The sequence below is a fragment of the Salinibacter sp. genome (assembly GCF_036626415.1).
In the GTDB taxonomy this organism is placed as follows: Bacteria; Bacteroidota; Rhodothermia; order Rhodothermales; family Salinibacteraceae; genus Salinibacter.
The window spans coordinates 1-24,247 of the sequence record NZ_JAZKRW010000034.1; the positions used below are offsets into that span (position 1 = coordinate 1).

26 protein-coding genes and 1 tRNA gene are annotated in these 24,247 nt (G+C 66.3%); 11 read left to right on the forward strand and 16 right to left on the reverse strand.

Features of this window, described 5'->3' with window-relative positions; all coding sequences use genetic code 11:
- Window positions 1-42: 42 nt before the first annotated feature.
- From V5A20_RS05600 to V5A20_RS05645, 10 genes are all read right to left on the reverse strand, one after another.
- Window positions 43-117, reverse strand: a tRNA-Arg gene (locus V5A20_RS05600).
- 199 nt (window positions 118-316) lie between these two features.
- Window positions 317-772 carry an NUDIX domain-containing protein gene (locus V5A20_RS05605; RefSeq protein WP_332316695.1) on the reverse strand — a complete coding sequence of 152 codons (456 nt, stop codon included), beginning with the start codon at window positions 770-772 and terminating at the stop codon, window positions 317-319.
- A gap of 83 nt (window positions 773-855) precedes the next feature.
- The gene (locus V5A20_RS05610) at window positions 856-1,467 is read right to left on the reverse strand and encodes a class I SAM-dependent methyltransferase (protein ID WP_332316696.1); all 612 of its coding nucleotides are present in this window, start codon (window positions 1,465-1,467) and stop codon (window positions 856-858) included.
- A gap of 93 nt (window positions 1,468-1,560) precedes the next feature.
- Window positions 1,561-2,403, reverse strand: coding sequence for a sulfite exporter TauE/SafE family protein (locus tag V5A20_RS05615; protein WP_332316697.1), 843 nt, complete (start codon window positions 2,401-2,403; stop codon window positions 1,561-1,563).
- Between the two features lie 60 nt (window positions 2,404-2,463).
- Window positions 2,464-4,122, reverse strand: coding sequence for a S41 family peptidase (locus tag V5A20_RS05620; protein ID WP_332316698.1), 1,659 nt, complete (start codon window positions 4,120-4,122; stop codon window positions 2,464-2,466).
- Between the two features lie 42 nt (window positions 4,123-4,164).
- On the reverse strand, window positions 4,165-5,025 hold the full coding sequence (gene tatC, locus V5A20_RS05625) for a twin-arginine translocase subunit TatC (RefSeq protein ID WP_332316699.1): 861 nt from the start codon (window positions 5,023-5,025) through the stop codon (window positions 4,165-4,167).
- 57 nt (window positions 5,026-5,082) lie between these two features.
- The gene (locus tag V5A20_RS05630; protein WP_332326890.1) at window positions 5,083-5,691 is read right to left on the reverse strand and encodes an orotate phosphoribosyltransferase; all 609 of its coding nucleotides are present in this window, start codon (window positions 5,689-5,691) and stop codon (window positions 5,083-5,085) included.
- Window positions 5,692-5,788: 97 nt separating this feature from the next.
- Window positions 5,789-7,087 (reverse strand): serine hydroxymethyltransferase, encoded by a 1,299-nt coding sequence (gene glyA / locus V5A20_RS05635; protein ID WP_332326891.1) that lies wholly within the window; start codon window positions 7,085-7,087, stop codon window positions 5,789-5,791.
- A gap of 367 nt (window positions 7,088-7,454) precedes the next feature.
- Window positions 7,455-7,781: a DUF4359 domain-containing protein gene (locus V5A20_RS05640; protein ID WP_332315971.1), complete on the reverse strand. Its 327-nt coding sequence runs from the start codon at window positions 7,779-7,781 to the stop codon at window positions 7,455-7,457.
- 47 nt (window positions 7,782-7,828) lie between these two features.
- Window positions 7,829-8,563, reverse strand: coding sequence for a DUF4159 domain-containing protein (locus tag V5A20_RS05645; protein ID WP_332326892.1), 735 nt, complete (start codon window positions 8,561-8,563; stop codon window positions 7,829-7,831).
- A 101-nt stretch (window positions 8,564-8,664) separates the two neighbouring features.
- Between V5A20_RS05645 and V5A20_RS05650 the strand changes: the two genes are divergently transcribed.
- The 6 genes from V5A20_RS05650 to V5A20_RS05675 all read left to right on the forward strand — a co-directional run bounded on the left by V5A20_RS05650 (window position 8,665) and on the right by V5A20_RS05675 (window position 12,368).
- Window positions 8,665-8,853 carry a hypothetical protein gene (locus tag V5A20_RS05650; protein ID WP_332315969.1) on the forward strand — a complete coding sequence of 63 codons (189 nt, stop codon included), beginning with the start codon at window positions 8,665-8,667 and terminating at the stop codon, window positions 8,851-8,853.
- Window positions 8,854-8,895: 42 nt separating this feature from the next.
- A complete protein-coding gene (locus tag V5A20_RS05655) occupies window positions 8,896-9,084 on the forward strand; it encodes a zinc ribbon domain-containing protein (RefSeq protein ID WP_332315968.1) in 189 nt (62 codons plus the stop codon).
- A gap of 129 nt (window positions 9,085-9,213) precedes the next feature.
- Window positions 9,214-10,395 (forward strand): cupin domain-containing protein, encoded by a 1,182-nt coding sequence (locus tag V5A20_RS05660; RefSeq protein WP_332326893.1) that lies wholly within the window; start codon window positions 9,214-9,216, stop codon window positions 10,393-10,395.
- Between the two features lie 40 nt (window positions 10,396-10,435).
- On the forward strand, window positions 10,436-10,996 hold the full coding sequence (locus V5A20_RS05665; protein ID WP_332315966.1) for a DinB family protein: 561 nt from the start codon (window positions 10,436-10,438) through the stop codon (window positions 10,994-10,996).
- A 104-nt stretch (window positions 10,997-11,100) separates the two neighbouring features.
- Complete coding sequence (locus V5A20_RS05670) at window positions 11,101-11,664, forward strand: TIGR00730 family Rossman fold protein (protein ID WP_332315965.1); 564 nt, start codon at window positions 11,101-11,103, stop codon at window positions 11,662-11,664.
- A gap of 47 nt (window positions 11,665-11,711) precedes the next feature.
- On the forward strand, window positions 11,712-12,368 hold the full coding sequence (locus tag V5A20_RS05675) for an alpha/beta hydrolase (RefSeq protein WP_332315964.1): 657 nt from the start codon (window positions 11,712-11,714) through the stop codon (window positions 12,366-12,368).
- A 12-nt stretch (window positions 12,369-12,380) separates the two neighbouring features.
- On the opposite strand, the gene V5A20_RS05680 is transcribed toward V5A20_RS05675, so the two are convergent.
- Complete coding sequence (locus V5A20_RS05680; RefSeq protein WP_332326894.1) at window positions 12,381-13,571, reverse strand: M20 metallopeptidase family protein; 1,191 nt, start codon at window positions 13,569-13,571, stop codon at window positions 12,381-12,383.
- A 381-nt stretch (window positions 13,572-13,952) separates the two neighbouring features.
- On the opposite strand from V5A20_RS05680, the gene V5A20_RS05685 reads away from it, so the two are divergent.
- Both V5A20_RS05685 and V5A20_RS05690 read left to right on the forward strand, forming a co-directional pair.
- Window positions 13,953-15,410: a sodium-dependent transporter gene (locus V5A20_RS05685; RefSeq protein WP_332326895.1), complete on the forward strand. Its 1,458-nt coding sequence runs from the start codon at window positions 13,953-13,955 to the stop codon at window positions 15,408-15,410.
- Window positions 15,411-15,413: 3 nt separating this feature from the next.
- The gene (locus V5A20_RS05690) at window positions 15,414-15,740 is read left to right on the forward strand and encodes a hypothetical protein (protein WP_332315961.1); all 327 of its coding nucleotides are present in this window, start codon (window positions 15,414-15,416) and stop codon (window positions 15,738-15,740) included.
- Between the two features lie 66 nt (window positions 15,741-15,806).
- Here the strand turns inward: V5A20_RS05690 and V5A20_RS05695 are convergent, their stop codons facing one another.
- A complete protein-coding gene (locus tag V5A20_RS05695) occupies window positions 15,807-16,670 on the reverse strand; it encodes a ParA family protein (RefSeq protein WP_332315960.1) in 864 nt (287 codons plus the stop codon).
- Window positions 16,671-16,836: 166 nt separating this feature from the next.
- Here V5A20_RS05695 and V5A20_RS05700 point away from each other — a divergent pair, with 166 nt between their 5' ends.
- Both V5A20_RS05700 and V5A20_RS05705 read left to right on the forward strand, forming a co-directional pair.
- Complete coding sequence (locus V5A20_RS05700) at window positions 16,837-17,451, forward strand: Maf family protein (RefSeq protein WP_332315959.1); 615 nt, start codon at window positions 16,837-16,839, stop codon at window positions 17,449-17,451.
- 120 nt (window positions 17,452-17,571) lie between these two features.
- Window positions 17,572-18,426, forward strand: a complete 855-nt coding sequence (locus V5A20_RS05705; protein ID WP_332326896.1) for a type 1 glutamine amidotransferase — start codon at window positions 17,572-17,574, stop codon at window positions 18,424-18,426.
- A 7-nt stretch (window positions 18,427-18,433) separates the two neighbouring features.
- Here V5A20_RS05705 and folB read toward each other — a convergent pair whose 3' ends face one another.
- The 4 genes from folB to V5A20_RS05725 form a co-directional block, all read right to left on the reverse strand.
- Window positions 18,434-18,868, reverse strand: a complete 435-nt coding sequence (folB, locus tag V5A20_RS05710) for a dihydroneopterin aldolase (RefSeq protein WP_332315957.1) — start codon at window positions 18,866-18,868, stop codon at window positions 18,434-18,436.
- Between the two features lie 52 nt (window positions 18,869-18,920).
- Window positions 18,921-19,859 (reverse strand): PfkB family carbohydrate kinase, encoded by a 939-nt coding sequence (locus tag V5A20_RS05715; RefSeq protein WP_332315956.1) that lies wholly within the window; start codon window positions 19,857-19,859, stop codon window positions 18,921-18,923.
- A 252-nt stretch (window positions 19,860-20,111) separates the two neighbouring features.
- Entirely contained in the window at window positions 20,112-22,346 is a 2,235-nt protein-coding gene (locus V5A20_RS05720) for a sensor histidine kinase (protein ID WP_332315955.1), read from the reverse strand.
- A gap of 343 nt (window positions 22,347-22,689) precedes the next feature.
- Entirely contained in the window at window positions 22,690-23,076 is a 387-nt protein-coding gene (locus V5A20_RS05725) for a hypothetical protein (RefSeq protein ID WP_332315954.1), read from the reverse strand.
- A 342-nt stretch (window positions 23,077-23,418) separates the two neighbouring features.
- Between V5A20_RS05725 and V5A20_RS05730 the strand changes: the two genes are divergently transcribed.
- The gene (locus V5A20_RS05730; RefSeq protein ID WP_332315953.1) at window positions 23,419-24,108 is read left to right on the forward strand and encodes a DUF3267 domain-containing protein; all 690 of its coding nucleotides are present in this window, start codon (window positions 23,419-23,421) and stop codon (window positions 24,106-24,108) included.
- The last annotated feature ends 139 nt before the right edge of the window (window positions 24,109-24,247 follow it).

Consider the following 24,247-nt stretch of genomic DNA (forward strand, 5'->3'; position numbering starts at 1 on the left):
ATAGAAGCCCGCCCTCAGCGCGGCTGAAGGCGGGACGAAGGGCGGGCCCGGGAGGATTCGAACCCCCGACACTCGGCTCCGAAGGCCGATGCTCTATCCAGGCTGAGCTACAGGCCCGTGTTCGAAAGCAAAATCTATACACGCACCGCCGCGGCGGGATCCTGCCTCCGGCCGGCCCGGCCTCTGAAGAAACGTGGAATGCGCAGCAACGCCCTCGCCGGGCCATGTTCGAGGGAGGGGCCTTAACGCCTCCCCCCGCAACATTGAGAACATGCCCGTGGCCCCGACGGGGCCTGGCGGACCAGAGCGCGGGGGTCTATGGGCTCTCCTCGTCGGAGCGCAGGGTCGATGCCCACCAGGGCACGGTCGTCTCGGCCCCGTCCGCGAGCAGGGCGCGCAGGGGCGCCGGCTGGAGCGACACCGCGGCGAGGCGGTCAACCGCCACCCAACCAAACGACAGGTACTCCTCTTGGGCCTGCGGAGACGTGCCGATCGTAAGTGCCGGACTCGTGGCCACGTAGCAGTGGTTGATCTCGTACTGACGCTCCCCCTCGTGCCGCCACCGGTGCTCCACGGCGCCCAGGTAGCGGCCCACCTCCGCGCGCACCCCCAGCTCTTCGTGGAGCTCGCGACGCAGACAGGCCTCTAGGCCCTCCCCCGGCTCCCGATGCCCGCCCGGCAAAAAGGTGTGCGGGTGCCCGTCGGCCCGAACGACGAGCACGTGGTTGGCGTCCCGCACGACGGCCCGCGAAAGGAGATGGACGGTCGGCATCGGCACGTCGCTGTGTGGGTGTGATCGCTGCGTGTCTCTCCTCCTGCCCCTGCAGCCCTTGGCTCTCCTCGCCGCTCGCGGGCTCACGTCGTCGCCGTGCCCAAAATATGGGGCGACACCGGCGGGACGCCGATGTTGAATCGCTCAAACTCGACCGCCGAGAAGCCGGCCCGTCGGAGCTGCGCCCCGGTGTTGCGATCCGGACGACAGCCATCGGCCACCGCCCGCCACAGAGGACGAATTCCGTGCTGAAACCAGCAGAGGGGGGTGTGCGACTCCGCGGCGACGTGCTCGATGAAGAGGAGCCGTCCGCCGGGCCGGAGGACACGTCGCAGCTCCGCCAGCGTGTCCGCCACGTCTGGCACCGAGCACAGGACGAGCGTGCTGATGACGGCGTCCACGCTGTCGTCCGGCAGGCCGGTGTCCTGCGCTGGATCCGTACGAATCTCGGCGTCGAGGGTGCGCCCCTCCAGTCGACCCCGAATGTGGCCGTGCATGTGCGGGTTCGGCTCCAGTCCGATCCACCGAAGGCCGTCGGGCAGGTACGGGAGGTTGACGCCCGTGCCCGGCCCGATCTCCACGACGGTTCCCTCCAGGCCGGCAAAGAGCGAGCGCTTGTAGTCGCCGTAGAGGCGGTGCTGGGCATCATCGCCCCAGGCGAGGGTGTGGGCAAAGAAGCGCTGGTAGAGAGACATGGGCAGTCAGAAAAGGGCGTCAAGCGAAAGGCCTAGCAGTGTTCGTAGGTGGGAGGGGCCCCCGTATAGAAGAATGGCGTTCGGGACGTCGGGTTACACGACAGCGCCCCACACCAGCCGCCCGGCCACGACGAGCGCGATCACGGCGAAGCCCCACCGCAGCCCCCGCGTCTCGATGCGATGCGCCAGCGCGGCGCCCCCCTGGGCCCCAATCACGGCGGGGCCCGCCAGCAGGAGCCCGGTCCCGACGTCCACGTAGCCGAGGGCGAACGGGGGCCGCCCGTCCGCCCCGAGACCAAGCGCGGCGTACGCACCGACACTCAGGCCCGAGATCAGGACGATGGTCGCGCTGGAGGTGCCCACCGACCGGTGCATCGAAAGCCCCAACCAGCGGTGGTAGGCCGGCACGAGCACCACCCCGCCCCCCACGCCGACCGCGGACGCCACGGCGCCCGCCACGATGCCGGTTCCCCCCCATCGGAGCCAGCGGATGGGGTCCGCTGTCCCTTTCTCTCTTATGGACTCTCTTATGGACCCCTCTTCTTGCCCCTGCACCATTCGGGCGACAACGATGAGCAGCACAGCCGCAAACCCCAACTGGAAGACGGTCGCGTCGTACCAGGGCTGCGTGACGACGAATCGGGACACGACGCCCACCGCCACGGCGCTCGCCAGACCCACGCCCAGTCCCACGCGCCACCGTACCGCCCCCCGCCGGGCGTGGTGGACAGCGCTCGTGCCTGCCGCCAGTCCTGTACAGAAGAGCCCCGTGCCCACCGTCAGCGGCGTACGCACGTCGGACGGCACATCCAGCCCCCCGTACACGGCAAACAGAACGGGGGTGAAGACAACCCCACCGCCGACACCCACGAGTCCAGCGATCAGTCCCGCCCCGAGCCCCGCAACGCCCAGCACAATCGCCTGAAAGACCGTCATCGATTCTGTCGCACAAACACGAATTGATCCCCCTCTGCGGCTTGCTTCCCTCGTGCCTCATCATTGCTTGTTCTTGGGGGTGAGGAGCCGTTCGTAGCGACCCGCATCTTGGAGGAGGTCGGTCGCCGCCGTCACCTGCTCGTCCGCCGGAATCAGGGCCTCGATGCGACGACTGGCACTGACGTACCGGGCCAAGATTTCGCGTTTGAGGTGGCGCATCAGGGCCGGGGCGTGCTGCTCAAACGCCGCCGTTTTTGTTTCGCCGATCGCTGCGTCCAGCGCCGCGATCTCGTCCCGCAGTCCCTCGTAGCCGTTCCTTTCGACACGTGCGCGGAGGGAGTCGAGGGTTCGCTCTGACTGAAGCGGATACTCCACGCCCTCCCGGTCGAGCCATGCCTGGAAGGCCTCCAGGTCGGACTCGTCGACGGAAAAGTCGGCGGCCAGCGTGTCGTGGGTGGCGGCGTAGTGATTGGCGTAGCGAAAGAAGGCACCCCGCCGCGTCAGGGCCTGCTCCAACGCACTCGGGGCGGGCGGCGTCACCTGCACGTCCGGCCGGATGCCGTCTCCGTCCCGCACGGTGCGGCCACCAGTCGTCTCGTGGGTTTGGGGGGGCGGCGTCCCGGAGGTGTCCTGCCGCCTCGCGCCCAGGCGCTGGATCGTCCGCCCGCTCGGGGTGTAGTACCGGGCCGTCGTGAGCTTGAGGGCGGTGTTGTGGGGCAGGGGGCGAACGTTCTGCACGAGCCCTTTCCCGTAGGTCGTTGCGCCCATGACCACGCCCCGGTCGTGGTCCTGCAGCGCCCCCGCCACAATCTCGCTCGCCGAGGCGCTCTGGCCATTCACGAGCACCACGACCGGCGTCTCGGGCAGCAGGGGCACCCGGTCGGTCGTGTAGGTGTTGGTCTTTTCGGCGCGGCGTCCCCGCGTGGACACGACCGCGGTCCCCTGCGGCACGAAGAGGGCCGTGATCCGCACGGCCGCCCGGAGCAGGCCGCCCGGGTTGTCGCGCAGGTCGAGCACGACGCCCCGAAGGGGACCGGTGTCCCGAAGGTCGTCGAGGGCCGCCTCCACGGCGGCCGGCGCGTCCCGGGTAAAGCGCTCCAGTTTCATGTACCCCACCTCCCGACCGTCGCCGATGCGCCCGCGGTACGTTACGTCCGGCAACTCTACCCGCTCGCGGGTCAGAGTGAGCGGGAGGGGCGAAGCGCGTCCGTTCCGCCGCACCGTCACGCGCACGGTGGTGCCGGGCGGCCCCCGGAGCAGCGCCTGCACGTCTTCGACCGACAGCGAGGCCGCCGGCTGGCCTGCCACGTCCGTAATCACGTCGCCCGTCCGCACCCCCTGCTCATACGCATCCCCCCCCGCAACGGGCGACACCACCGTCAGGGCCCCATTCCGGCGTTCCACGTCGAGCCCCACGCCTCCGTACTGCCCCTCGGTCATAATGTCGATCCGCGCATTCTCCGACTCGTCGACGTACGTGGTATAGGAATCCAACTCCTCCAGCATGGCGTCGACCCCCACACGCATGAGGCGTCCCGGGTCCACCGGCTCGACGTAGCCGGTCACCACCTCCTCATAGACCGCCCCAAAGATGCGAAGGCCCTTCCGCAGCTCAAACAGGTCATCGTCTGGCATCCAGGCCCCCACAACCACGCCAGCGCCCATGAACGCGGCGAGGGCCAGTCCCCAGAGCGGTGCGGTGGGACGGGATCGATGCATACCCCTCAGGTCGTCGGTGCAAGTACGAAACGCCTCGACGGGCTACTCGTCCGCCATCCCGAGCGCCTGGGCTCGGCCCCGGGCCACCCACTTGGCCACGTAGATGGACAGCTCGTACAGGCCCAGCAGCGGCACGGCAACGATGATCTGCGAGATCGGGTCCGGGGGCGTCAGGAACGCCGCCACGCCGAGCACCGCAATGAGCGCGTACTTCCGATACGTCCGCATCGCCTCCGGCGTCAGGATGCCCACCTTCGCCAGGAAGTACACAACCACCGGCAGCTCAAAGAGAAGCCCGGTGCCCATCGTCCAGAACGTCACCATGCTGAAGTACGTCATGATGTCGAACTGGTTGACGATCTGCTCCGAGAGCGTGTACTGGGCAAAGAACTGTAGGGCCAGCGGGGTGAGGATGAGGTACCCAAAGGCCGCGCCGAGCAGGAAGAAAAAGGTTGCGGACACCGCCGAGAAGCGCATGCCCTGCTTCTCGTTGGGGTAGAGGGCCGGCTCAATGAACCGCCACAGGTAGAAGACCACCACCGGCGACCCGGCGATGAGCCCGACGACGATGATGGTGCCGATGTCCGCAAAAAACTGGCCGGTGATCGTCCGGTTGAGCAGCTCCAGGCGTTCCGGCTCCAGGGCCAGCACGTCGTACATGAAAAAGTCCGGACGCGTGGGCCCGATCAGTACGCGATCGACGATCCATTCGCTGAAGAACGCGCACAGGGTGATTGCGAGGAGCACCCCGGACCCGGCCTTGATCAGGGTCCAGCGCAGCTCTTCGAGATGGTCGAGGAACGGCATCACGCCTTTCTCGTCGGGCACGGCGGCGTCTCCCGGCGCGCCGTCGCCCTGCACCCCAGCAGGTGTGTCCGTCTGTGAGGATGGAACCTCGGGCATACGACCGTGGCTGTGATCCGGCGAAAGCGTCCGTCGTGACCTGTGTTGACCTTCGTCCTACGCGCTGTCAGACCCGCTGCCGGTGCCCTCCTGGAGATTGAGATCAAGCAGCGAATCGACCCACAGTCCCTTGGTCTCGATTCGATCCTGCCCGTTGCTCCACGTGAAGTTGAAGAGCGTCAAGAGGCCGTCGACCGACAGGTCGGCACTGCGCAGGAGACGGAGGGCTTCGGAGGCGCTGCGGCCGCTGTTGATAATGTCGTCCACCATCACGACGGGCCGATCGGGATCAATGGGGCCCTCCACGAGCCGGCGGCGGCCGTGCTCCTTGCGCTCTTCCCGGACGAGCCCCCCCTTGAATTCGTCGCCCTCGCTCACGGCCAGCACACTGCATACGAGCGGATGGGCCCCAAAGCCATATCCTACAACTTGACGCGCACCGCGCTCTCGAAGGCGTCCGGCAAGCACGGCCCCGACCTCCGTGAAGAGCTCTCCGTCCAGGGCCGGCACACGCGTGTCCAAGAGCCACCCGATGGGCTGGCCCCGCGGGTCGGTGATCAACTCATCCTCTCGTCGCACGAGGGCCTGCTCGTAGAGCTTTCGGCCGATCTCGATGAGTTCGGCCCGGGACGAGGAGCTAAATGTACCGCGATCCATCGACGGCATAGAGGCACGCACAGGTCGTCAAGTGAGCGGGGCGAGCGGACGTGGGCAAAAGTCAGCAGCAAATTCCGAACCGTCGGGCGCGCAGGGACGTTCCCGGCTACGCCACGGCGACGTCGTACAGCGGATGGCGGTCGCAGAGGAATTCCACCTCCCGCTCGACCGCGGCCCGCGTGTCCTCCTCGTCCGGCGCCTGGAGGACCCGGTCGATCAGCTCCGCCACCCGAACGAACTCCTCTTCCCCGAAGCCGCGCGTGGTCATGGCGGGGGTGCCCAGGCGCAGCCCGCTCGTGACGAACGGGCTCTTGTCGTCGAACGGCACCATGTTCTTGTTGGCCGTGAGGCCGGCCGCCTCGAGGGCCTGCTCGGCCTCCTTGCCGGTCAGGCCCTTGTTGCGCAGGTCGATGAGGACGAGGTGATTGTCGGTCCCCCCAGAGACAAGGTCGTAGCCCCGCTCGCGGAGCTCAGCCCCCATGGCCTGCGCGTTGTCCACGATCTGCTGCGAGTACGTCTCGAAGTCGGGCCGCAGTGCCTCCTTGAAGGCAACCGCCTTCGCGGCAATCACGTGCATCAGCGGGCCGCCCTGGGTGCCGGGAAAGACGGCCGAGTCGAGCAGCTCGCTCATCATCTTCGTACGCCCGCTCTTGCGCGCCGTCTTGCCCATCGGGTTTTCGTAGTCGTCGCCCAGAAGGATCATGCCGCCGCGCGGGCCGCGGAGCGTCTTGTGGGTCGTCGTGGTGACCACATGGGTGTGCGGCATTGGGTCGTTGAGCACACCGCCCGCAATGAGCCCCGCCGTGTGCGCCATGTCCATCCACAGGAACGCCTCCACCTCGTCGGCGATCTCGCGGAAGGCCTCGTAGTCGAAGTCGCGCGGGTAGGCACTCGCCCCGATCGAGATCATCTTCGGCTGCACCTCCTTCGCCCGGTCGCGCACCTTGTTCATGTCGATGCGGCCGGTGTCCTTTTCGACGCCGTAGTACTCGGCCTCGTAGAGAATGCCGGAGAAGTTGACGGGCGAGCCGTGCGTGAGGTGACCGCCGTGCGACAGGTCGAGCCCGAGGAAGGTGTCCCCGGGGTCGAGAAGGGTCAGATACACCGCGGAGTTGGCCTGCGCCCCGGCGTGCGGCTGCACGTTGACCCAGTCGCAGTCGTAAAGCTCTTTCGCCCGGTCGCGGGCCAGGTTTTCGGCCCGGTCCACCACCTCGCACCCGCCGTAGTAGCGCTTGCCGGGCAGGCCCTCCGCGTATTTGTTCGTGAGGGCCGTGCCCATCGCCTCCATGACCGCTCGGGAGGCAAAGTTTTCGGACGCGATGAGCTCCAGTCCCTCATTCTGGCGCTGCACCTCTTTCTGAATGACGTCGTAGATTTCGGGATCTTGGTCGCGGAGCGCGCTCATCGGAACAGGCAAACTATGAAAACGACGGTGTAGGGCGGCCCTGGCAACCAGCCACCGGGGCCTTTTTAAGTAGACACGCAAAAGAACCTTAACAACAAGTCATTCCGAGCGCAGCGAAGCGGAGTCGAGGAATCTCTTCGAAGATCAGCAGAAGCGACCTTCAGACCGGTATATTCCCAAATCAGCGTTCGCGCTGGACCCAGTAAGATTCTTCGACTCGCTCCTCCCTCCGGTCGTCGGTCGCTCAGAATGACCCTCGAATAAACGTATTTCTGCGTGCTTACATAAGACACGGACGCACAAGCAGAACGTGAGTACAGGCGACGGGTTCAGCCCCGGGCCTTTCCTCAACTGAGCCCCGCCCGCGTCAGTCCTTCTTCTCCAATTCGTCGATCACGATGAACTGACGGGCCGCCCCGAGCACGCGGCCGTCGGCGTCGCCGTCCTGGTCCAAATCCAGGACGTAGACACTGCAGACGAGGTACGACTGCCGCTCCGTGAACGACGACGCGTTGTCTGCGAGGAGCTCGCCCCCTGCCCCACCTAGCAGCTCCGACACTGGCCCCTGGCCCAGTTCGTGCTCAATGCGATCGGCCGCCTGGGTCCGAACGAAGGCCTCAAAGGCCTCCATGCCGGGGTTGGTGAGCACCAACCCTCCCCCCACGAGTGCGACGATCAGAAAGAACTTTTTCATTCAGGGTCGGAGCCACGATTCCAGAATGCCCCTCGTCCGCCTCCCACTCAGTGCGTCATGGCGTACATGAGAATGTTCGTGCCCATCCGGAGGGCCGCACGCCGCTTCTCCGGCGGATTGTCGTGGACCGAGGCCGGCTCCCATCCGTCCCCCAGGTCCGTCTCAACCGTGTAGAACACCATGAGCCGCCCCTGATCGTCGAAGTAACCGTAGCCTTTCGGCGGGTTGCCGTCGTGCTCATGGATCTTGGGGAGCCCGTCGGAAAAGTCGTAGGGGGTGGTGTAAATGGGATGATCGAAGGGCACCTCCACGAGCTCTTTCTCCGGGAAAACCGTTTCGAGCGCCGGACGAATGTGCTCGTCGAGGCCGTAGTTGTCGTCGACGTGGAGGAAGCCGCCCTGCTGGAGGTAGCGTCGCAGGCGCTCCGCCTCCGCCTCGGAGAAGGTCACATTGCCGTGGCCGGTGAGATACAGGTACGGAACCGTAAAGAGCTTGTCGGTGGTAAGCTCGATCGTTTCTTCCCGCGGTGCCACGTCGAGGAGCGTGTGCTGACGGGCAAACGCAAAGAGCTCTTGCAGCGACTCCTCGTCGCTGTACCAGTCGCCCCCGCCGTCGTACTTCACGCGGGCCACCGACACCGAGCCGTCGCCCTGCGCCCACGCCTGGGACCCACTCGCGACGAGCCCCCCAAGGCCAAGCCCCAGCACGATCGGAAGACGAACCAGGAGAGCACGCAGCATTGCGTTGAAGCTGTGACGGGTGTTTGGGTTGCGCAGTGCCATGAACCCATTTGCTCTGGTCAAGTTCGGGGTGAACGGCGAACTCCCCCTGCCTCTTCTCGTTGATGTGACTCGATTGTTTCTCGACCTGCCCCCTCGCCGCCATGTCCAAGTTCACGAAGTCCCTCCTTCTGTCCGCCGCGGCCACCGGCGTGGCCGCCCTGCTGCTCCGTCAGCTCGACCTCGACGCCGCCCGGCCCGACCCGGACCCGGGCTTCCCGGGCCCCAATCCCGACGACATCGCCGAGGAAGACGTAGAAATGTTGCTGAATGAACTGGCCTCGCAGCTCTAGCCCGCCCCCCGATCGCCCCTTGAACCCGACGGTGCCCTCGCCATGTCGTCCTCTCGGGAGTGCCCCGCCTGCGCCCTCGAATTCGAAGACACCGGGGACGTGAAAGAGTGCCCGTACTGCGGGTATGAATTTCCACAGCGCAGTGCCAGCGTGCGATGGGTCGCGTGGATCCTGGCCCTGCTCCTCCTCTGGCCCGCCATCGAGGGCTTGATGTATCTGCTTGGGGGATGATGCGTGAGGAGTGACGCGTGACTTGTGACTCGCGTCCCTCTCACGGTTCACGCAATCACGGATCACCGACCGTTGGGCGGAGGGCACTCCACGCTGGCTCTGTTCTCTCTTTCCGCAGTCTCCCTTCCCATGCAGCCCACCCCTCCCACCTCGTCTGTGCTCGGCAATCGGTCGCCGGCCGACTTCCTGAACACATACTGGCAGACCCAGCCCCTCGTGGTCCGCGACGCGCTGCCGGACTTCCAGTCCTCCCTCTCGCCGCAGGAACTGGCCGGCCTGGCCTGCGAAGAGGGAGTCGAGAGCCGGATCATTCTTGAAGAGGGCGGCGAGCACCCATGGGAGCTGCGACACGGGCCGTTCGCGTCGGCGGACTTCCTCAACCTCCCCGAGACGCACTGGACGCTGCTCGTGCAGGAGGTGGACCGCCTGATTCCGGAGGTCGGCGCCCTGCTCGACCACTTCCGCTTCCTGCCGGACTGGCGGCTCGACGACGTCATGGTGAGCTACGCCCCCACGCACGGCACCGTGGGGCCCCACATCGACAACTACGACGTCTTTCTGCTCCAGGGCGCCGGGCACCGGCGCTGGCAGATCGGGACGGAGCCGGTGGCGGACGAAGAGATCGTGCCGGACCTCGACGTGCGCATCCTCGCCGACTTTGAGGCGGAGGAGGAGTTCGTGCTCGGCCCCGGCGACCTGCTGTACCTGCCGCCCCGCGTGGCCCACTACGGCGTCGCCACCGACGACCGGTGCATGACCTACTCGGTCGGCTTTCGCGCCCCGCGGCATCAGGACCTCGTGGCCCACTTCCTGCAGCACGCGATCGAGACCCTCGATTCGGACGCCCGGTACAGCGACCCCGACCTGACGCCGGTGGACCACCCCGGCGAAATTCACGACGACGCCCGCCGGAAGGTGCGACGCCTTCTTCGCGACCTCGTGCGCGACGACGCCGTCGACCAGTGGCTCGGCCAGTACCTGACGCGCCCCCCTCGGGACCGTGAAGCTGTGGCCCCGCAAACCCCGATGACGGAGGATGAACTCACCGACACGCTACGGGCCGGCCATGGACTGCGGCCCGGACCGGTGGCCCGGCTCGCCTTCATCGAGCACGACGATGGCTCGGCGACCCTCTTCGCAAACGGATCGCCCATCGACCTGTCCCCCGACCTGTCCTACGCGGCGCGGGTCGTGACGGGGCGCCAGCAGATCCCGAACGACGCCCTCACCCCGCACCTCGATGACGACGCGTTTGTCGAGCTGCTCGTTGACCTGATCAACAAGGGCCTGCTGGAGGGGAACGCGACGTAGTTCGGCTCCCCCGCCCTCCATCGCCCGCTCCTTTTCTTCTATGCACCCACAACTCGACGGGTACCGCACCGGATTCGTGGACCTCAAGGACGAGGCGACGGCGCTCGTGGGCGACGTGGACCCCGCCATGATGCAACGCCGGCCCGCCCCAGAGACGTGGTCCATGGTCCAGTGCATCGATCACCTGAACACGGCGGGGTGGCTGTTGCTTCGCTCGATGCGGGCGGAGATTCAGCAGGCACACGCCGAAGGCCCGTACGGGGAGCCGCCGTTCGAGTATGGCGTCGTGAGTCGCTGGTTTGCGCGCGTGCTGGAGCCCTCATCGGGGTGGACCTTCGACGCGCCGTCCTTATTTGAGCCGGATGCCCCCAATACGCTCTACCCAAATGAGGTAATCGACGAGTTTTTGGGCCTCCAGGATCAACTTACGGACTGTGTGGAGGACTCGGAGGGCCTGGACTTGCGGCGCATTCGCCTCGGCTCTCCCGCCATTCCCCTCCTCCGCATCAGCCTGGGGGCCTGGTTTGAGGCCACCCTGGCCCACGAGCATCGGCATCTGGAGCAGGCCCAGCGGACCCTGCGTGCCGTCCGCTCGTCTTAACGGGGCTTCCCCTCCCGTCTGGTTCTCATGGCCCCCATCACGGGCGTGTCGAGCCGTCCCGCCCCGAATACACGCTTTTCCCTCCCCCCATCCGACTGCCAATTATGTCCTCCATCTGTGTCTATTGCTCCTCGAGCAACGCCATCGCGGACACCTATCCGCCGGTGGCCGAGGCGCTCGGGAAAGAAATGGCCCGCCGGGGCCACGAGCTCATCTACGGGGGCGGCGCAGTGGGGCTGATGGGCGTGCTGGCGGAGGCCGCCCATGAGGCCGGCGGGACGGTGACCGGGGTCATTCCGTCGAAGCTGCAGGACCGTGAGGGCATCGCCTACGACGCCGACGAGCTCATTGTGACCGACACGATGCGGGAGCGCAAGCGCATCATGTACCAGAATGCAGACGCGTTCGCCGTGCTGCCCGGCGGCTACGGCACCCTGGAGGAGTTTATGGAGGTGCTCACCCTGAAGCAGCTCGGCTATCACGACCGTCCCATCGCCATCCTGAACGTGGACGGCTTCTACGACACGCTTCTCTCGTTCTTCGAGGAGCTGCGGGACGGCCGATTCGCGCGCGCCGCCATCTCGGACCTGGTCGAGATTGTGCCATCCGCCGAGGCGGCGCTGGACCGCATCGAGAGGGTGTCGGCCTCCGATGGGCAAATCGCCTGACCCCGCGTTTCTTTTTCGATACATGCCCCCGCCGGGGCAAGCCGTCTGTGCCTGCCGAGCCCCGCCTCCATACGCTTCAGGTCGCCCGCACCGCCCGGGCCGCCACCCTCGGGGCGCCCGCCACCGCTGCGTCGTGGTGGGTGGTGTTGCACGGCTACGGCCAGCTCGCCGCCGACTTCATCGAGAACTTTCAGCCTCTCGTCACGCCCGATCGCTGCGTCGTCGCGCCGGAAGCGCTGTCCCGGTTCTACGTGGACGGGATGGACACCCACGAGCAGGTGGGCGCCTCCTGGATGACCCGTGAGGCGCGCGAGGCCGAGATTGCCGACGCCATCGGCGCCCTCGACGCCACGATCCGCCACCTCGCCGACGGGGCGCCGCCGGCCCTCCACGTGCTCGGCTTTTCGCAGGGCGCGGCCACCGCCAGCCGCTGGGCCCTGCGGGGGGATGCGGTCGTCGACCGACTGGTGCTGTGGGGCGGGGCGCCCGCCCACGACCTTGATCTCACCGAGCACGCCGATGCGCTGCGGGCGCTGGGCCTGACCCTCGTTGCAGGGACCGATGATCCGTACGTGACCGAGGAACGGTGGGCTGCGGTGCGGCGCCGCCTCCAGGCCCACGACATCCCGGTGACGACGCACGCGTTTGAGGGCGGGCACCGGATCGACTCAACCACACTACGGGCGCTCGTCGCGTCTTCGTGACTGATTCCTCTCTTAGGTCTTTGCGTGCTCACGGCCGTAGCGCCACGCCAGGTACGCCATGAAGCCCGTGCCGGTGCGAAGCGCCTCCTCGTCCGGATCGAACCGAGACGTGTGGAGGCCATGATCGCTGCCGACGCCGAGCTGGTAGAAGGTGCCGGGACACTCCTGCAGGAAATAGGCGAAGTCCTCGCCCGCAAACCACCGATCGGCGTCGACGGTCCGGCCGGGGCCCACGTACTCGTGGGCAGCCGTCCGCACGAGCGACGTCGTCGCCTCGTCGTTGTGGAGGGCCGGGTACCCCTCCCGCACTTCCACCTCGGCGGTCGCCCCGTGGGCCTCGGCGGTCCGCCGCACGAGCTGGCGGAAGAGGGCGTGTGCCCGGAAGCGCCACGTCTCGTCCATCGCCCGGAAGGTGCCCTCTAGACGGGCCGTGTCGGGGATCACGTTCGTGGCCCCGTCCGCCACGAGCCGCCCGATGGTCAAGATCGACGGCACACCCGGCGGGCACCGACGGCTGACGAGCGACTGCAGCGCCCCTACGATCTCGCTGGCAACATAAACCGGATCGACGCCCTCGTGCGGAGCCGCCGCGTGACCGCCCGCCCCCGTGACCGTGACGTATACCTCGTCGGTCGACGCCATGAACGCGCCGGGACGCACGCCGAGGGTGCCGGGCGGCAGGTCCGGCTTCACGTGTTGCCCGATCGCCGCTGCGGGGGCCGGCCCGCCGTCTCTTGCGTCGAGCACGCCCTCCTCAATCATAAATTTGGCCCCGCCCGGAATGCGCTCCTCGTGGGGCTGAAAACAGAACTGCACCTGCCCATGCACCGCCTCGCGGTGGCGGGCCAGGATCATGGCCGTGCCCAGGAGCGACGACGTGTGGAGATCATGCCCGCAGGCGTGCATCACGCCCTCGTGCTCGGAGGCAAAGTCGAGCCCCGTCTCTTCCTGAATGGGGAGCGCGTCCATGTCGGCCCGGAGCAGCAGGGTCGGCCCTGGCTCGTCCCCGTCCAGCGTGGCCACCACGCCCGTCTCGTACACCCCCGTGCGCACATCCAGGCCGAGGGCCTCCAGCCGCTCCGCCACGCGCCGGGCGGTCTCGTGCTCCTCTCCCGACAGTTCCGGCCGACGATGCAGCGCGCGGCGCAGGTCCACGACCTCGGGGTACACGTCATCGGCGGCAGACTGGATGGAATCGAGCATGGGACAAGCAAGGAAATTCGCACAGATGCCGGGTGCTGGTTCTCGACGTGTTCGGCAACCGACGTCCCTCCCAGGAGGTTCGCGCTCGGCGCCTGTCGCCCCGCCCCTTTTGCGCGCCCCGACACACGGCAATCGCATCGTGGCGACGGGGACGGCTTATGCTGTTCTGAAGGGGCAAAGCGCTGGTGCCCCCACGCTCCCATGCGCCTCTCGCCCCGCAATCGGGGAATGGAGACGACGGGCACGGAGAGAACACCCGCACCGGCCCAGCCCGGATTTTGACATGCGATCGCTCGGGGCCACCCGATAACCGTTCGAAATTTCGGTTCATCGTCCCTACTTTGGAGCCGCTCGCACTCCTTCCACAGCGACCACGCGGTGATGCCCGACCACGACGTTGAGCTCTCCCGTGCCCAGTGGGGATCGCGCTTCGGATTTCTGATGGCGATGCTTGGGGCCATGGTGGGGGCCGGCAACATTTGGCGCTTCCCCTACGTCACTGGCGAGAACGGAGGCGGGGCCTTCCTGCTTGCGTACTTCGTGCTCCTGCTCGTGCTGGCCATTCCCGGCCTCATCGCCGAGGTCGCGTTCGGGCGCTACACCGGGCAGGGGGTGATCGGGGCCTTTCGCAAGGTGGCCTCGTCGCGGGGCATGGTGGGCCTGGGCGTGGTGGTGCTGGTCGTAAACGTCGCCCTCATGTCGTATTACGCCCCCGTTGTGGGGTGGACGCTCTACTACGCCGTGCACTCGCTGCTCCTTACGTTCACGTCGGCGGGCTTCGCCCCAGAGGCATTTTGGGAAGGCTTTCGCGCGAGCGGCCTCCTGTCAATCGGGACGCACACGGCGGTGATGGGCCTCGTCGCGGCCATCCTGTACCTCGGCATCCGGCGGGGGGTGGAGCGCCTCGTCATCTACGCGGTGCCGGGCCTCGTGCTTGCCCTGGTTGCCATCATGATCCGGGCCCTCACACTCCCGGGCGCGGCCGACGGCCTCGCGTTCACATTCGGGATCGAATGGGGCAAGCTCGGACTCGGCCAGACCTGGATCACAGCCCTCGGGCAGGTGCTCTTCTCTACGGGCCTGGGGTGGGGAATCGCCCTCACCGTCGGCAGCTACCTGCCGGACTACGACGACATTCCGATCGGGGGTGGGGTGTTCACCGTCATTGGCAACTCGAGTGTCGGCATCCTGGCGGCCTTCGCCATCTTCCCAATCGTCTTCGCGTTCGACTTGGATCCGGGGTCGGGGGCCAGCCTGACGTTCGTGTCGCTGCCGCAGGTCTTTCCGCAGATGGCAGGGGGCGCGTTCTGGGCAATCCTGTTCTTCGTCGGCTTCTTTCTCGCTGCGTTCACGTCCGCCATCCTCATCACGGAGGTGAGCGTAACGACCCTCAGCGAGGAAACGGCCTTCAGCCGCGAGCAGACCGTGCTCGGCGTGTGCGGCCTCGTGTGGCTCCTTGGGCTTGCGAGTGCATACTCGCCCAGCACACTCAACTTTCTCGACTTCGTGTTCGGCAACTTCGGCCTGCCCCTCTCCACGCTCGCCATCATCGGTGTCATCGGCTGGTCGATGGGGCACCGCGGCCCCGAGAAGCTCCGGGTGCTGGAGATCAACCGCAACGCCGGGCTGTACGTGGGCTCGATCTGGGGGCCCGTTGTGCAGTACGTGATCCCGCTCGTGATGCTGCTGATCGTTGCGAACTACGCCTGGGCCAACTTCGGCACGCCGGAGATGATTGGGGGCGTCACCGTCTTCTTCGGGATTCCAGCCCTCGGCTACGCGCTCATGTCGTACGTGGAGGGCCGCCGCGACTCTCTCTCACGCGAAAACACCCGGTAACCCATGCTTGGATTGTCCCTGGATGTGTGGGCCACGATGCTTTTCTGTGTCGTGGCGTTCTTCGGCGTCTCGATCTGGACGCTCGTCTACACGCTCCGACAGGAAGAACGAAAAATGGCCCTGCTCAACACGGAGAGGGACCTCGACACCTACTCTCCCCGCGCCCTGAGCGACCTAAAAGACTGGATCGAGACCCACCCGAACCCGACCCATCCGGACGTAGAGGCGGCCCGGTCGGCCCACAACGACTGCGTGGACACCCTCCAGTCCACAGATCGACACTTCTATGAATGGTCACGAGCAGACGTCGATCGCCTCGACACACTTTAGGAGCGGGCGTCGCTCCCCCAGCCAATGTGGTTTCTTCGCCCCCCGTCGGAGAGGGGCGCTGCGGGATCAGGAGTTCAGCAGTTGGCTAACCTCCGGGTCGGCGTCGGCCTCCGCCGGGAGCCCGTTTGGGGCAGTTGTCGCCGGGTCCGCCTTCCGCCCAGCATCTTTGGAGGCCTCTTGGAGGCGCCCCACGAGCTCGTCGGTGGCGTTCGCGTAGTCGAGCGCCCCACGCGAGCTGGGCTCGTGGTCGAAAATTGTCGTCGCGTCGTCTCGAGACTTCGCCAACGACGTGCTGGTGCGAATGATGTTATCCATCACCGCCTCTCCATACTTTTCCTGGATGTACTCCCGGTAGGTCTTGTGCATTCGCTTCCGGGCGTCGACCTGCGTGAACAGGAACTGCCGGGTATCGAGGCGGGGATTGAGCTTGTTCTCGACGAGCTGCGTGGTCTGGTAGGTCTGCTCGCCCCCCACCACGGACTGGTACTCCGGCAGCACGGGAATCAGCACGTGCTGGCTCGCGACAAGCGCGTTGAGGCTGTAGACCGTCACGGCGGCGGCCGTGTCAAAGAGCAGCAGGTCATACTCCAGGTCGAGCCGCTGGAGGGCCTCTCGCACCCACAGGACGTCGGTCGGCTTGTTGAGGTCCCGCATGCGGCGGGTCAGGGTGCTGGAAGACGGGATGAGATCAAACCCGGCAGCCTCCCGGACCCGAATGCGCCCGGGATCGGCGTCGGCGTCGAAGAAGGCCGCCACCGACTGCTCCGGGGCCGGCTCCTCGGTGCCCATGGTGTGCGTGAGAAAGCCCTGCGGGTCCAGGTCAATGACGAGCGTCCGCCAGCCCGACAGTCCCAACGCCGCCGCGACGTGGATGGTCGTGGTCGTCTTTCCGGTGCCTCCTTTGTGGTTGCAGACAGACAGGACAGTCATGGCACGAACAGCCGGTGGGAGTAGAGGGAAAGAAAGTAGCCGCTTTCCGAACCGGTGTCAACCTCGGCGGAGGGCCCCGCTCGACATTTTGGGAGAGGAACGTAACTTCCATTCCGCCCTCGCGTTTCTTCGAAGCATGTTTCCCGGTGAGACATCGTCGCGTCCGATGAATTCCCTCCTGCAATTTTCCTGCCGATTCATTCTTGCCTCCCAGTCGCCACGACGCCGCGCCCTGCTCGATCACGTGGGGGTTTCCTTCGATACCGAAGTACATCCCGCCGACGAGACGCTCCCCGAAGGCGTCGCGCCCAGTGAGGCCGTGCAGGCCCTGGCGCGTCGCAAGGCCCGTCCGGTGGCTGCCGGTCACCCCTCGGCCCTCGTCCTCGCCGCCGACACGGTGGTCGCCCACGACGGGGAGATTCTCAACAAGCCCGACGACGCGTCCGACGCCCGCGCCATGCTCCGCCGCCTCGCCGGCACGTCGCACACCGTCCACACCGGCCTTTCGCTTGCACACGCAGGGTCCGGACGAGAAACAACAGCGGCAGACGAAACCAGCGTCGTGTTCGCCCCTCTCTCGGACGCAGAGATTCGGGCCTACGTTGCCTCCGGGTCGCCGATGGACAAGGCCGGGGGCTATGGAATTCAAGACCGCACCGCCCCGTTTTTTGTCGAGCGGATTGAGGGCGACTACTACAACGTCGTCGGCCTCCCCCTCCGCCGGCTCTACCGCACGCTGCACGCGTCATTCTCAGACCTGCTGCTCTCGGCTCCGCAGTAGCCATTCATTTTTCTTCAACCATTTCCCATTTCCTGCCGTATAGAGAGTGCTTTGTGAACTGTCGTTTCCTTACTCATCAGACGCCCCCGTGAACCCGCGGCGGGTGACCCGGTGCCGCCCATGGTGAACTCGCCCCTGACCTCCTCCTCCATTTGCGTCCTCCTCGTCCAGTGCCGGAGCGCCCCCCGGATGGAAACGCAGGAGCAGACGTGCTTTCTGGAGCGGACGCGCCTCCATCGCGACCAGCTCCATACGGTCAACGTCGCCCGGGGCGACGACCCGGCCTCCGTCTCGCTCGACGCCGTGGACGCCTTCTTAATCGGGGGCGCCGGCAAGTACTCCGCGACCCAGACCTATCCCTGGACCGAGGGGCTCCACGGCCTGGTCCGCCGCGCCGTCGACCGGGGCCTGCCGACGCTTGGGTCGTGCTGGGGGCATCAGGTGCTGGCCCGGGCACTCGGGGGCCGCGTGGTCCACGACCCCGACCATTCCGAGCTGGGCTGTGGATGGGTGGAGCTGACGGAGGCGGGGGCCAACGATCCCCTCTTCTGTCAGTTCTCGTCTCGCTTTCAGGCCAACATGGGCCACCACGACCGGGTGATCAAACTGCCCCCCGGCACTACGGAGCTCGCCCGCAACGACCAGCCCCACCAGGCCTTCCGGCTGGACGACGCGCCGGTCTACGGCACGCAGTTTCACAGCGAGCTCGACGCGAAACGGGAGCGGGAGCGCATCCTCGTGTACCGCGAATACTACCGCTCGGCCCTGCCCGACGCAGAGACCGTACAGCGCGTGCTCGACACCCTGGCCGACACCACGGAGGTGGACAACCTGCTCTACGACTTTCTCACGACCTTCGTTGCCCGCCCCCATCCGTCGGCCGCCCCGACCACTCTTCTCCCCCTGGACGGCATTGGCACGCCCGGTCTCGCCCCGGTCGCTGCGCGCCCCCGATCGTCGCCCCGTTCGGCCTAACGCCGCGTCACGTGCCGGGGTCGCCGATCGTGTAGGTGGCCTCGGCCCGGTCGCACGGCCCCCCGACCGGCGGGTTGGGCTTCCGCACCGTCACCTCGACCCCTTCTAGGTCGGGGTATGTCTCCAGCACCTCATGCGCGATGCGGTACGCCAGCTTTTCGATCAGGTAGAACTTGTTTTCCGTCACCAGCCGCCGGACGAACTCGTAGACTCGTTCATAATTGACCGTCCGGTGCAGGTCGTCGTGCAGGGCCGCGTCCTCGAAGTCGAGCCCCACGCTTACGTCCACCTCGTACCGCCCACCAACGCGGTGCTCCTCCTGCATGACGCCGTGGTGGCCGTAGAAGACGGCATTGACGAGGCGCACCGTGCCGGTGGTGGCGTGGTCGGCGGAGAGCGGCGTCTCGGGGTTGGCGTTGGCGTCGGGGACGGACTCGGGCATGGAAACGGATGTGTAACAGAACGACAGGCAGTGCGACGGCCCCGTCGGGGCGCTACGCCATCTGCTTGTCCAGCGGCACCAGCTTGGGGATGGCGGCCAGCTCGCGGAACGATCGGGCGCGTTCGGTGATGTCGGTTCGGGTGAGATCAGGCAGCTTGTCGGGGCCGTAGCGCTCCACCACGAAGGAGGCCATCACGCTCCCGTAGATCACCCCGCGGCGCAGGGCCTCCTGGTCAAAGGCCCCGGCCCGGTAGAGGTGCCCGGCGAGGCCGCCCGCAAACGCATCGCCGGCGCCCGTCGGGTCCTGGATGTCCTCCAGCGGGTAGGCGGGCGCGCTGAAGACCGAGTGATCGGTAAACAGGAGGGCCCCGTGCTCGCCCTTCTTGATGATAAGCGTCTCGGGGCCCATGTCGCGGATCAGCGACGCGGCCCGCACCAAGTTGGGCTCATCGGCCAGCTCGCGGGCCTCTGCGTCGTTAATCACAAAGCAGTCGACCTGCGAAAGCGTCTTCCGGAGACTGTCCGGGGTATTCTCGATCCAGTAGTTCATCGTGTCGGCCATGACGAACGCCGGGTCGTGTACCTGATCCAGCACGTCGCGCTGGATGCTCGGCTCCAGGTTGCCGAGGCACACGATGTCGCTGTCCAGGTAGCTCTCGGGAAGCTCCGGCTCGAACGAGGCGAGGACGTTGAGCTGCGTGTCGAGCGTGTCTCGCTCGTTCATGTCGTAGTGGTACTCGCCGTGCCAGAAGAAGGTCTTCCCGTCTTCGTTGACCTCGAGGCCCTCAAGGTCCACCCCGCCATCGGCCAGCGTCTGGCGATACGCGTCGGGGAAGTCGCCCCCCACGACGCCGACGAGGCGCACGTCGTCGCAGAAGTGGCGGGCGGCCAGCGTAAGGTAGGAGGCACTGCCCCCCAGCACTCGCTCGGCCGACCCGAACGGCGTGTCGATGGAATCGAAGGCGACAGTTCCAACGGCAAGGATGCTCACGGGGAATTGAGGTCCTTCTGCACGGCTTGTGAACAGCGCGAAATGTAACCACACGGGCGCACACTCAACACGCCCCCCGTACGAATTCCATGACAAGGCGACCGTTCCTCCCTGTCGCCGCGGGGCTCGACGGGCCGATTTGGGCTGCCTGCGTTTCATCAACGGCAGACCGGGGCGGTTCCCCCAGACGTGTGAGGGAGGCGGAACGTTTGGGAAGGCCTGTCCTCGTTTGCGACCCGGGCAGAGCGGCGGTTAGGCCTCCACCGTGGCCTCCTTTGGCGCGTTCGCTTCCGGCAGCCGGACGGCAAAGCAGGACCCCTCGCCCTTCTCGGTGTCGACCTCGATGGTTCCTACCATCTGCTCAACGGCCTCCTTTGCAACCGCGAGGCCGAGCCCGGTGCCCTCGTACTGCCGTCCCATCCCCTCCGACTCTTGCCGAAACGGCTCAAACAGCGTCTCGGCCTGCGCAGGATCCATGCCCACGCCCGTGTCCTCAACCTCCAGCACAGCGGCCTCCTCGCCGGACCGGACGCGGACCCACACCGTCCCCCCCGATTCAGTATACTTGACCGCGTTGGAGACCAGGTTCTGAAGCGCGATCCGCAGCCCCTCGCGGCTGGCACGGGTCCAGACCGGCGCCCCGTTCGTGTCCACCCGCAGCGAAATGTTTTCCTCCGTGGCTTCGGGGGAGAATTGGTCGGCGGCCTCTTCGGCCACGGGGGCCGCGTCGATGGGCTGCGAAGAGCGGAGCATCTCGCCCCCCTCCAGACGCGAGAGGTTCAAAATCCCGTCGAGGGTCTTGAGCAGGCGACGCCCATTTTTTTCGATGTGATTGGCAAACCGATCGATCGGGAGGTCGCCGCCCTCGGCCATCGTGCCGATCTCTTCTGCGAACCCGATGATGGACGTGAGGGGCGTGCGAAACTCGTGGCTCGTGTTCGCCAGGAGGGCCGACTTCATCCGGTTCGCCTCCTCGGCCTCTTCCTTCGCCGTCCGTAGCGCGTCTTCCTGCTCGAGCCGATCGAGCACGACGGCGACGTGGGCCGCGAGCACCTCGATGAGCCCAACGTCGAACGAATCGATGTTCTCCTTCTCCAGCTTTCCAACCGCGATGGTTCCGTACGCCCCCACCGGGAAGCAGGCCGCGGCGCGGGTCGCTCCGTAATCCAACTGGGTATCGATGCCCTGCACGTCGTCGACCACACGCGGCTCTTCCTTCCTGTAGGCTTCTGCGAGCAGGCTTTCTCCGTCGACGTCGACCGGGGGCCGCCGGGCCGGCATGTGCTCCGACACCTGCGGTGACGTTTGTATCGGCACGAGCTGTGCATCCTCGACGAAGCGGACCCCCACTAGCGGATACCCGAACACGTCATTGACGAGACGGAGCACAACGTCGCCGATCTCTTGCCGACGTCGGGCGCGCAGCAGCCGGCTGATGGCCGCGTAGAGGGCCTCCACCTTTTCCTGCCGGTCGCGCAGGGCCCGCTCCCGCCGTTCCCGCTCGGTGACGTCGGAGAGCACCACCACGTCGCTCCCGCCGGTGCCTCCCACACTCGTCTCCACGATGCGGTAGTACCGGGGCGCCGACCCGTCGGTGGTTTCCAACAGGGGGCGGTCCTCCTCAAGCTTCTGCGACAACTCTGGAAGGGCCGCCCCGAGGGGCTTGCCGACGGCGGACCGATCCTCCAGGGCTGGAAACAATTCAACGACCTGCCGCCCGTAGTCCCTGATGCGCCCGTCGGCACTGAGCATGATGGTGGGGGCCGAGAGGCTCCCTGCCAGCCGGACGGCCTGGAACTGGTAGCTGTACACAAACAGCACCCCGATGGCAAACACCGCCACGCCCAGCGGTTCGTGGGTAATGTCTTGAAGGGTCGGGTGGACATGCCCTACGATGTTGAGCACCGCAGGAAACGCCGTGAGCGCCGTGAGCGCCGCCAGCGGGCCCGTGCGGGTCTCGGTTTTCCAGAACATCTCGAACAGCATCAGGTAGCCCGCCGTCGCCAACGCGTAGGCCGTCCCCATCACCACCCAGTACAGCAGCCCATGACGAACGACCGTGCCGAAGACGCCTTGGGTCGCCTCCAGCGTGTAGTAGAGGTGGTGGAGGGGATTGGTCACCTTCAGAAGGACAACCCCTCCAAAGACGGCAATCGCAAACCACTGGGCCGAGGCGTTGCGGTGGATCGCCCGTCCCGTGTAGGCGGAACAGAACCACAACCACGCCCACACGGTGCCAAATCCTACGAAGAGGCTCGCCTGGTAGAAGAAGTGTTTGGCGAGGGGGGAGACCGGGAGGAGAAACCCGATGTACGCGGCCGCCCACCCCGCACTGGTGACAAAAAACGTGACCAGGCTCCGCCGCGTGTCCGCATACGGAATCTGCCAGGCCCGCCAAGCGGCCCCCAAACACACAAGGGTCGCGATGACGAACGCTAGTAGGTATCCCCAAAATACGGGGCTCCCTTGGGCAACAAGTGAGGACATAGGCCGCGGGTCGGCGACGATACAAAACAGAACGATTTTCCCCTGGTGAAGGGCGTCCATGGGCCTTGACCTGGAGGGACACCACGTCTTCCACTACGAGTGCTCCGGCACTGCTCGTCCCATCGACGGGAGAATGCTCCCGACACCGTTTTGCCCCGGACAAGCCCTCCCCGAAAACGCTCCTCGCGCACCCCGGTGCCACCCCCCGAAGCGAGACTGCGACAATGCATCACCTGCGGAAAATCCACCGAGAGGGACACTCGAAGTCGGTATTGTGAGAGGCAATTATCATTCCATGCTTGCCCCCGACTTCCGTCCTCGTGGTCTGCGGGCCACGCCAGCGTCACGACTCATTTTCTGTGTACTCCAGCACCAGTCGGAGCGTAACGGTCTCGTCGCGCAGGCAGACGGTTCGTGCCGATGCGGACGCCGGACCTTCCTCCCAGATTCGGTCCGGAGCGAACCCGACGCGGCCCACCACCTCGTCCTCAATCAAGTCCGCGTCCAGCAGTTGCAAGACGTGCCGCCCGGGCGTTTCCACCGAGAACGAAGCGTCCATCGTGATTGGCAGGTCTCGAGGCCGCACGTCATTCACCACTCCGCTGGTGCAGAGGCACGTCCCATCCGGATCGTACACTTCGTAATAGAGATCCGGACCCGAGAACAAATCCCACCGGCCCTCGCCCTCCTCGGGCCCGAAGGGAACGACCTGAACGTCGACTTGCGTCACGACCGCGTACATAAGGCGAGTTGGGGATGCCAAAGAGGAGGACCTACGGCTTCCGAATACACCAATTCCGAATGGGGAACTGGCAATATCAATGATTTTCGAGGCGGTTCGCCCCGAGAGACCAATCGAGAAGCCTCAGGACTTCAACGCCCAGCGATACGGTCGTTCCGGATTTTCCCTTCTCTCCGTACAGATCCCTTCGGGCAACGATGTGGAGCATTTTTTGCGCCCAAAGATCGTCCCCTCACCTCGAAAGGACCGACGCCCTGCACCCCTGTTCGTCCAACCCACTTTCGTCCCATCGACGGCTCCGACTGCTCTTCCCACTCCGACGACCTGAACGTGGAGTATCCACGGTCTCAGGCCGTCCTTCCCCCGACCGAGGCCCAGGTGCGAGGCGCGGCCCTCCTCGCCCCCATCGCGCTGCTTTCCCTCGGTCCTCACCTCGCGCTCTGGGGCCTTCCCGAGACGCCGTTTCCCTCTGCCCCCGTTTCAATTCTCCTGTTTTGTGGGGCGTTTGTGCTCGGGGTGCTCCTTCACGAAGGACTGCACGGCCTCGGGCACGTGTGGGGCGAGGCGTCCTGGGGCGACGTGCAGTTTGGGGTGCACTGGAAGGCACTCACGCCATTCGCACAGTGTACGGTCCCAACCCGGGCGCGGTCGTACCGAATCGCCCTGGCCCTCCCCGGCCTCGTGCTGGGCGCCGGCCCCCTGGGCGTGGGCCTGGTGACGGGCCACTGGCTCACCACCTTCTATGGGTTTTTGATGCTGGTGGCCGCGGCCGGGGATTTTCTCATTCTCTGGATTCTCGTGGGCGTGCCCGCGGGCGCCTGGGTGCAGGACCATCCCCAAAAGGTCGGGGGCCTTGTCGTAGCAGACGCCGACGCGCCGCGTCCGGCCTCCGTCTCCGAAGACGACCTGGCGGACGAGAGCAACGCGGACGGCGAAACGGTCTCATTTTCTCTCCTTTTCTTCCTTGCCGCCTTCTCGGCGGCGTGCGCGGCCCTCGGCTTCTTGATCGCACTGGGGTAGGCCCGTCCTTCGCGGTTCGTCCACCGTGCGGACCGGGGAGCACGCGACTCGTCGATGGGAGACACCATCCGTCGAGATCCCCCAAACGCGACAGCCGGCGTCGAATAGGCGAGGATCCATCACGGACGATTTGATCCTC